This window comes from Streptomyces sp. A01 (assembly GCF_059026195.1).
On sequence record NZ_JBWLKN010000064.1, the window covers coordinates 1 to 6,503 of the forward strand.

The 6,503-nt window shown below is 66.2% G+C and carries 5 protein-coding genes; 2 read left to right on the plus strand and 3 right to left on the minus strand.

Features of this window, described 5'->3' with window-relative positions; genetic code table 11:
* Window positions 1-41 precede the first annotated feature (41 nt).
* The gene (gene ngcE / locus AC5P1B_RS35365) at window positions 42-1,481 is read right to left on the minus strand and encodes an N-acetylglucosamine/diacetylchitobiose ABC transporter substrate-binding protein (protein WP_493892135.1); all 1,440 of its coding nucleotides are present in this window, start codon (window positions 1,479-1,481) and stop codon (window positions 42-44) included.
* A 355-nt stretch (window positions 1,482-1,836) separates the two neighbouring features.
* Complete coding sequence (locus AC5P1B_RS35370; RefSeq protein ID WP_493892136.1) at window positions 1,837-2,172, minus strand: hypothetical protein; 336 nt, start codon at window positions 2,170-2,172, stop codon at window positions 1,837-1,839.
* 198 nt (window positions 2,173-2,370) lie between these two features.
* Here AC5P1B_RS35370 and AC5P1B_RS35375 point away from each other — a divergent pair, with 198 nt between their 5' ends.
* Together AC5P1B_RS35375 and AC5P1B_RS35380 are read left to right on the plus strand one after the other, a co-directional pair.
* Window positions 2,371-3,225 (plus strand): helix-turn-helix domain-containing protein, encoded by an 855-nt coding sequence (locus AC5P1B_RS35375; protein WP_493892137.1) that lies wholly within the window; start codon window positions 2,371-2,373, stop codon window positions 3,223-3,225.
* A 14-nt stretch (window positions 3,226-3,239) separates the two neighbouring features.
* Entirely contained in the window at window positions 3,240-3,440 is a 201-nt protein-coding gene (locus AC5P1B_RS35380; RefSeq protein WP_493892138.1) for a DUF397 domain-containing protein, read from the plus strand.
* 81 nt (window positions 3,441-3,521) lie between these two features.
* Here AC5P1B_RS35380 and acnA read toward each other — a convergent pair whose 3' ends face one another.
* The gene (gene acnA, locus AC5P1B_RS35385) at window positions 3,522-6,236 is read right to left on the minus strand and encodes an aconitate hydratase AcnA (RefSeq protein WP_493892139.1); all 2,715 of its coding nucleotides are present in this window, start codon (window positions 6,234-6,236) and stop codon (window positions 3,522-3,524) included.
* Window positions 6,237-6,503: the final 267 nt, after the last annotated feature.

Below are 6,503 nucleotides of genomic sequence, written 5' to 3' on the forward strand. Positions count from 1 at the left end.
CCGATCCCAGCCCATGGGCCCCGCCGCCGACCGACGCACCATCAGACGTGCTTGTACTTCTTCACCGCGTCATCCTTGGCGGTCTCATCGGCGTACTTCTGGCACTTCGCCATGCACTCCGTCGGAGTCATACGACCGGCCATCATCTCCCCCAGGGCCGACACGCCGATCTTCTCCTTCTGCAACGTCACATACCAGTCCTGCAGCCGCGGGTTCACGATCTTGTCCGCACCCGCCTTCGTCCACAGCTCCTGCGCCGACGCCAGCCCGGGGCCCAGCTGAAGCCCCTCCGTGCCGCCATTCAGCGACGACAGCGACGACACCTGCTTGATGAAGTTCTGCGTCGACTTCTTTCCCAGCATGATGCGCAGCAGTTCCATCCCGCCCCGCGGGTTCTTCGCGTTCCGCGGCACGATGAAGGGCTCACCACCCGACGCCCAGATCGTCCCGAACGGCATCTTGTCGCTCGAATCCAGCGACGACGGCGCACCCACCGCCATATCGAAGCCCTTGGGCGTCGTCTTCTTCGTCTCGTTCTCCACCCACGAACCGTTCGGGATGAACAGCGCCTTGCCCTCGTTCCACGCCACCTGCGACTGGATGTGGTCCATCCCCGGTGTTCCCTTGAGGATGTAGCCCTTCTGCTTCAGCTCGTAGTACGCCTCGAAGGCCGCCTTCACCGCCGGGTGCTTCCAGGCGTTCGGCTCCAGATTGTCGATCGCCTTCAGCGTGTCAGGGCCACCGATCTTCGCGATGAACGGGTACAGGCTGAACGGCAGGTAGTACGGGTACTTCCCCGGATACGTCCACCCGGCGATCCCCTTCTTCTTCGCCGCCGCGCACACCTTGAGCATGTCGTCCCAGGTCTCCGGGTACTCCCAGTCGTTCTTTTCCAGCAGCGACTTCGAATACCACACCCCGTAGATCGTGTACGCGTAGTACAGGACCCACACCGGATCACCGTCGAACTGCCCCATCTCCACGACACCCGGCCGCAGCGTCTCCCGCACCGTCTTCTTCGGGTCATCCAGCGACGGCGCGTCCAGCAACTCCGTCAGATCCGTCAGCTGGTCCTTGGAGACCAGCGTGCCGAAGTCCATCTGCTCCGCACCCGAGTTGTCGATCAGGTCCGGCGGCGTCCCGCCGTTGAACCGCGGCTGCAGCTTCGCCTGGATCTTCTGCGTCGCCGAATGCTTGATCTTCCCCTTCGTCTTCGGGAAAGCCCGCACGAACTCCGCCTCGGCGTCCTTCGCGTACTGCTGACCGAACCCACCGTCGAAGATGACGACGTCAAGACCCGCGCTCTCATTCACAGCGAGCGGATTCTTCGCCGTCTTCTTGCCCTTCTCGACCTGCTCAGTGTCGTTGTCACCACCCGTCGCGCACGCACTCAGCGCGGCCATGGTGGGGATGGATATCAGTCCGAGCGCCGCCGCCCGCTTGACCAGATCGCGACGGCCGAAATCAGAGGTGAATTCCATGCTCAAGTCCTCGCCTTCTACAGGACTCAGGCGATGTCCGGTCTCCCGTCACCGAGCGCCGAGGCGAACGGCCCGACACCGCGGGTCAGTTGGAGCTGATCTGTGCTGCGTATACGCCGGGAAACAGTGGAGCCCACGCGCCCAGGGGGCTGGTCACGCACCGTCCGCCAGGTCCACTGCCGTGACGAGAACGGCGGCTCAGGTGCGACAGGTATAGTCCACTTGGCGCGTCCTGGGCAAGATCGAAAGCAGTTTTCACCGGCAGTCTTTCCCGAGTTGAGACCTGGCCGATATGCGGCGAGGGCCAGGCCGCATTCCCGGCGGGGGAATGCGGCCCTCGTGGCCCGCGCCCCGCTCAGACGGCCCCGGTCCTGTCGAACGCCGGGGCGGCGGGCCGCGCGAACCACACCAGGCGCGCGGTGACGCCCTTCTCCCGCCCGAACCACCACGTGGCCCGCTCCACCGAGCTGAGGCTGAGCCGCACGCGGCCACCGACGCCGACGACCTGCGCGCGCCCGTCCTCATACGCCATGCCCCAGGCCGCGACCTCCCCGTCCTGCTCGCCCGTATCCAGCTCGTACTCCTGGATCACGGCGAAGAGGCGGGGCGCCTGATCGAGGGCCAGTTCACACAGTTCTTCGTCAAAGGTCAGGTCCTCGGACAGCGGGTCCTGCGGGGATACGGCGGCCATGGGAATCTCCCATCGGGAGGGGGGAATTGGACCAGGGCGAAGCCTTGCGCATACGGTGGCGCAGCTTCGCCAGCCGAAGTGGCTCAGGTCACACCGTAGCGTGAACATGCACTGCATTCCATGCTTACAGTGAACCCATTCCAGAAACCTCCGTTAGGGTGACACCAGCCACACCTCATCCGAGCAGGGAGAGACCGCATGGCCCCGACCAATCGCCCGCTGACCGTGCGGCAGAGACGCCTGGGCGCCGAGTTGCGCAGACTCCGCGAGCGCACGGACATGTCCGCCACGGAGGCGGGCGCGCGCTTCGGTGCCAACCAGTCACGTATCAGCAACATCGAGGCGGGGCGCTACGCGGTAAGCGCGGACCGGGTCCAGGCCCTGGCCAATCTGTATAGCTGCGCGAATCAGGAGCTGGTCGAAGCCCTCGCCGAGATGACCGGGCGACAGACCCGAGGGTGGTGGGAGTCGGAGCGGGAGGTCCTACCGGCCGGGCTGCTCGACCTGGCTGAGCTGGAGCACCACGCCACCTTTGTGCGCGTCGCCACCATGGTCCACATGCCGGGGCTTCTCCAGACCAGGGACCATGCCCGTGCGCTCTTCGACTCCACGGTTCCGCCGCTCCCGCCCCATGATGTGGAGCACCGCGTCTCGTTCCGGATCAAGCGGCAGGGAATCCTGTACGGGGACCGGCCAAAGTCCCTGACCGCGATCATCCATGAAGCCGCCCTGCGGATGGGGCTTGGTGGTCCGGGCGTGGCCCGCGCCCAGCTTCAGCACCTCATCGAGATGAGCGAACGCGAGAACGTCACCGTTGTGGTGGTCCCATTCGGTGGGGAGCCGATCCCCAGCTCAGGCCAGCCCATCGACTACTTCGGCGGCTCAGTACCGCAGCTCGATACCGTCCAGCTCGACACTGACCACGGCAACGAACTACTCGACGCCGAGGCTCACCTCGTGAAATACCGGAAAGTGCTGGACCGCTTCGAGAGCAACGCGCTGAAGCCAACAGCGTCCCGCGATCTGATCCACCGCATCGCGCAAAGCGTCTGAGAGGAAGCAAGCACGTGTCCGCCTATGCCTGGCAGAAATCTTCCTACAGTCACGAGGGCTCCAACTGCCTCAACGTAGCCGCAGGCGCTACCCCCGACGTCATCAAGCTCCGGGAGAGCGACGACCCCGACGTCATCCTCACCACCACCCCCGCCACCTTCGGCGCCTTCATACACGCCGCCAAGGCAGGCGCGTTCGACCACCTCGGGCAGTAGCCCGATACGCGGACGGGCCGCACCCCCTCGCGGGGAGTGCGGCCCGTCCGTACGATACCGCCCGGCAGGTTGCGCCGCGGCCTACTTCCGGATCAGCGAGCGCAGCACGTACTGCATGATGCCGCCGTTGCGGTAGTAGTCCGCCTCGCCGGGGGTGTCGATGCGGACCTTGGCGTCGAACTCGACGCCGGTGTCCGTGGTGACCTTGACGGTGTCAGGGATGCCACCGTCGTTGAGGGCGGTGACACCGGTGAAGGAGAAGGTCTCCTCGCCGGTCAGGCCCAGCGTGAGGGCCGAGGCGCCCTCGGGGAACTGGAGCGGCAGCACGCCCATGCCGATGAGGTTCGAGCGGTGGATGCGCTCGTAGGACTCGGCGATGACGGCCTTCACGCCGAGCAGGGCCGTTCCCTTGGCGGCCCAGTCACGGGACGAGCCCGAGCCGTATTCCTTGCCCGCCAGGATGACCAGCGGGATGCCGGCGGCCTGGTAGTTCTGCGAGGCGTCGTAGATGAAACCGACCGGGCCGCCGTCCTGGGTGAAGTCGCGGGTGAACCCGCCCTCCGTGCCGGGCGCGATCTGGTTGCGCAGCCGGATGTTGGCGAAGGTGCCGCGGATCATGACCTCGTGGTTGCCTCGGCGCGAGCCGTAGCTGTTGAAGTCGCGCCGCTCGACGCCGTGCTCGGTGAGGTACTTGCCCGCCGGGGTGTCGGCCTTGATCGCACCGGCCGGGGAGATGTGGTCGGTGGTGACCGAGTCGCCGAGCTTGGCCAGGACCCGCGCGCCGGTGATGTCGGCGACCGGGGTCGTCTCCATCGTCAGGCCCTCGAAGTACGGGGGCTTGCGGACGTAGGTGGACTCGCTGTCCCACTCGAAGGTGTCGCCGGTGGGGATCGACAGCGCCTGCCACTGCGCGTCACCGGCGAAGACGTCCTGGTAGGACGTGGTGAACATGTCCTCGCCGATGGCGGAGGCGACGACCTCGTTGACCTCGGCCTCGGTCGGCCAGATGTCCTCAAGGTGGACCGGCTTGCCGTCCTGGTCGATGCCGAGGGCGTCCTTGGTGATGTCCACCTTCATGGAGCCCGCGATGGCGTACGCGACGACCAGCGGCGGCGACGCCAGGTAGTTCATCTTGACGTCGGGGTTGATCCGGCCCTCGAAGTTGCGGTTGCCGGAGAGCACCGACGTGACCGCGAGGTCGTTGTCGTTGATCGCCTTCGAGATCTCCTCGTCCAGCGGACCGGAGTTGCCGATGCAGGTCGTGCAGCCGTAACCGACGAGGTTGAAGCCGAGCTTGTCGAGGTACGGGGTCAGGCCCGAGCGGTCGAAGTAGTCCGTGACGACCTTGGACCCGGGGGCCAGGGTGGTCTTGACCCACGGCTTGCGGGTCAGGCCCTTCTCGACCGCCTTCTTGGCCACGAGGGCGGCGGCGACCATGACGTACGGGTTCGACGTGTTGGTGCAGGAGGTGATCGCGGCGACGGTGACGGCGCCGTGGTCGATCTCGTACACCGAGCCGTCGGCGGCGGTCACGGTGGTCGGCTTGGTCGGCATGCCGTTGGAGACGGCGGGGGCGTCGGAGGCCGGGAAGGACTCCTTGCCCGCCTCCTCGTCGTCGGTGACGTAGTTGCGGACGTCCTGCGCGAACTGCTGGGCCGCGTTGGCCAGGACGATGCGGTCCTGGGGCCGCTTGGGACCGGCGATCGACGGCACGACCGTGGAGAGGTCGAGCTCAAGCCGCTCGGAGAAGTCCGGCTCGGCGGCAGGGTCGAGCCACAGGCCCTGCTCCTTGGCGTACGCCTCGACGAGCGCGACCTGCTGCTCGGGGCGGCCGGTCAGCTTCAGGTACTTCAGCGTCTCGCCGTCGATCGGGAAGATCGCGGCGGTGGAGCCGAACTCGGGCGACATGTTGCCGATGGTGGCGCGGTTCGCGAGGGAGGTCGCGGCGACGCCCTCACCGTAGAACTCCACGAACTTGCCGACGACGCCGTGCTTGCGCAGCATCTCGGTGATCGTGAGGACGAGGTCGGTGGCGGTGGTGCCGGGGGTCAGCTCACCGGTCAGCTTGAAGCCGACGACGCGCGGGATGAGCATGGAGACCGGCTGGCCGAGCATCGCGGCCTCGGCCTCGATGCCGCCGACGCCCCAGCCCAGCACGCCGAGGCCGTTGACCATGGTGGTGTGCGAGTCGGTGCCGACGAGGGTGTCGGGGTACGCCTGCCCATTGCGCACCATGACCGTACGGGCCAGGTGCTCGATGTTCACCTGGTGGACGATGCCGGTGCCCGGGGGGACGACCTTGAACTCGTCGAAGGCGGTCTGGCCCCAGCGCAGGAACTGGTAGCGCTCCTTGTTGCGGCCGTACTCCAGCTCCACGTTCTGCTGGAAGGCGTTCGCCGTGCCGAACTTGTCGGCGATCACGGAGTGGTCGATGACCAGCTCGGCCGGGGCCAGCGGATTGATCTTCGCCGGGTCACCGCCGAGCTCCTTGACGGCCTCGCGCATGGTGGCGAGGTCGACGACGCAGGGCACACCCGTGAAGTCCTGCATGATCACGCGGGCCGGCGTGAACTGGATCTCCTCGCTGGGCTGGGCCTGCGAGTCCCAGTTGCCCAGCGCACGGATGTGGTCGGCGGTGATGTTCGCGCCGTCCTCCGTGCGGAGCAGGTTCTCCAGCAGCACCTTCAGGCTGTATGGCAGGCGGGCGGAGCCCTCGACCTTGTCCAGCTTGAAGATCTCGTACGACTCGTCGCCCACGCGCAGTGTGCTGCGGGCGTCGAAGCTGTTCGCCGACACGACAGTCTCCTTCATGCATGAAATTCGCGCGTACTACCGCATCCTGCCGCCCTGGGACCTTGCCGATCCGCTAAGGTGTACCTAACTTAGGTACACCTAACTAGCGCGACAGCGGTACGCCTTCTCGGCAGATATCTCGATGTCGAGATAACTCTAGTACATCGCTGCCCTGCGGTCATGCGCTGGTAGCTGACCGCTCTCATCCAATCGAGGCGTTTACTCAGCGAACCCAGTCGTTTCGCTTTCTGTCTCAGTGAACCTAGCCGT

What these genes read in the sequence shown, in the direction of transcription:
- AC5P1B_RS35370 (WP_493892136.1), bottom strand. Translation starts at nt 2,172, where the DNA reads ATGGCCGCCGTATCCCCGCAGGACCCGCTGTCCGAGGACCTGACCTTT.
- ngcE (WP_493892135.1), bottom strand. Translation starts at nt 1,481, where the DNA reads ATGGAATTCACCTCTGATTTCGGCCGTCGCGATCTGGTCAAGCGGGCG.
- AC5P1B_RS35375 (WP_493892137.1), top strand. Translation starts at nt 2,371, where the DNA reads ATGGCCCCGACCAATCGCCCGCTGACCGTGCGGCAGAGACGCCTGGGC.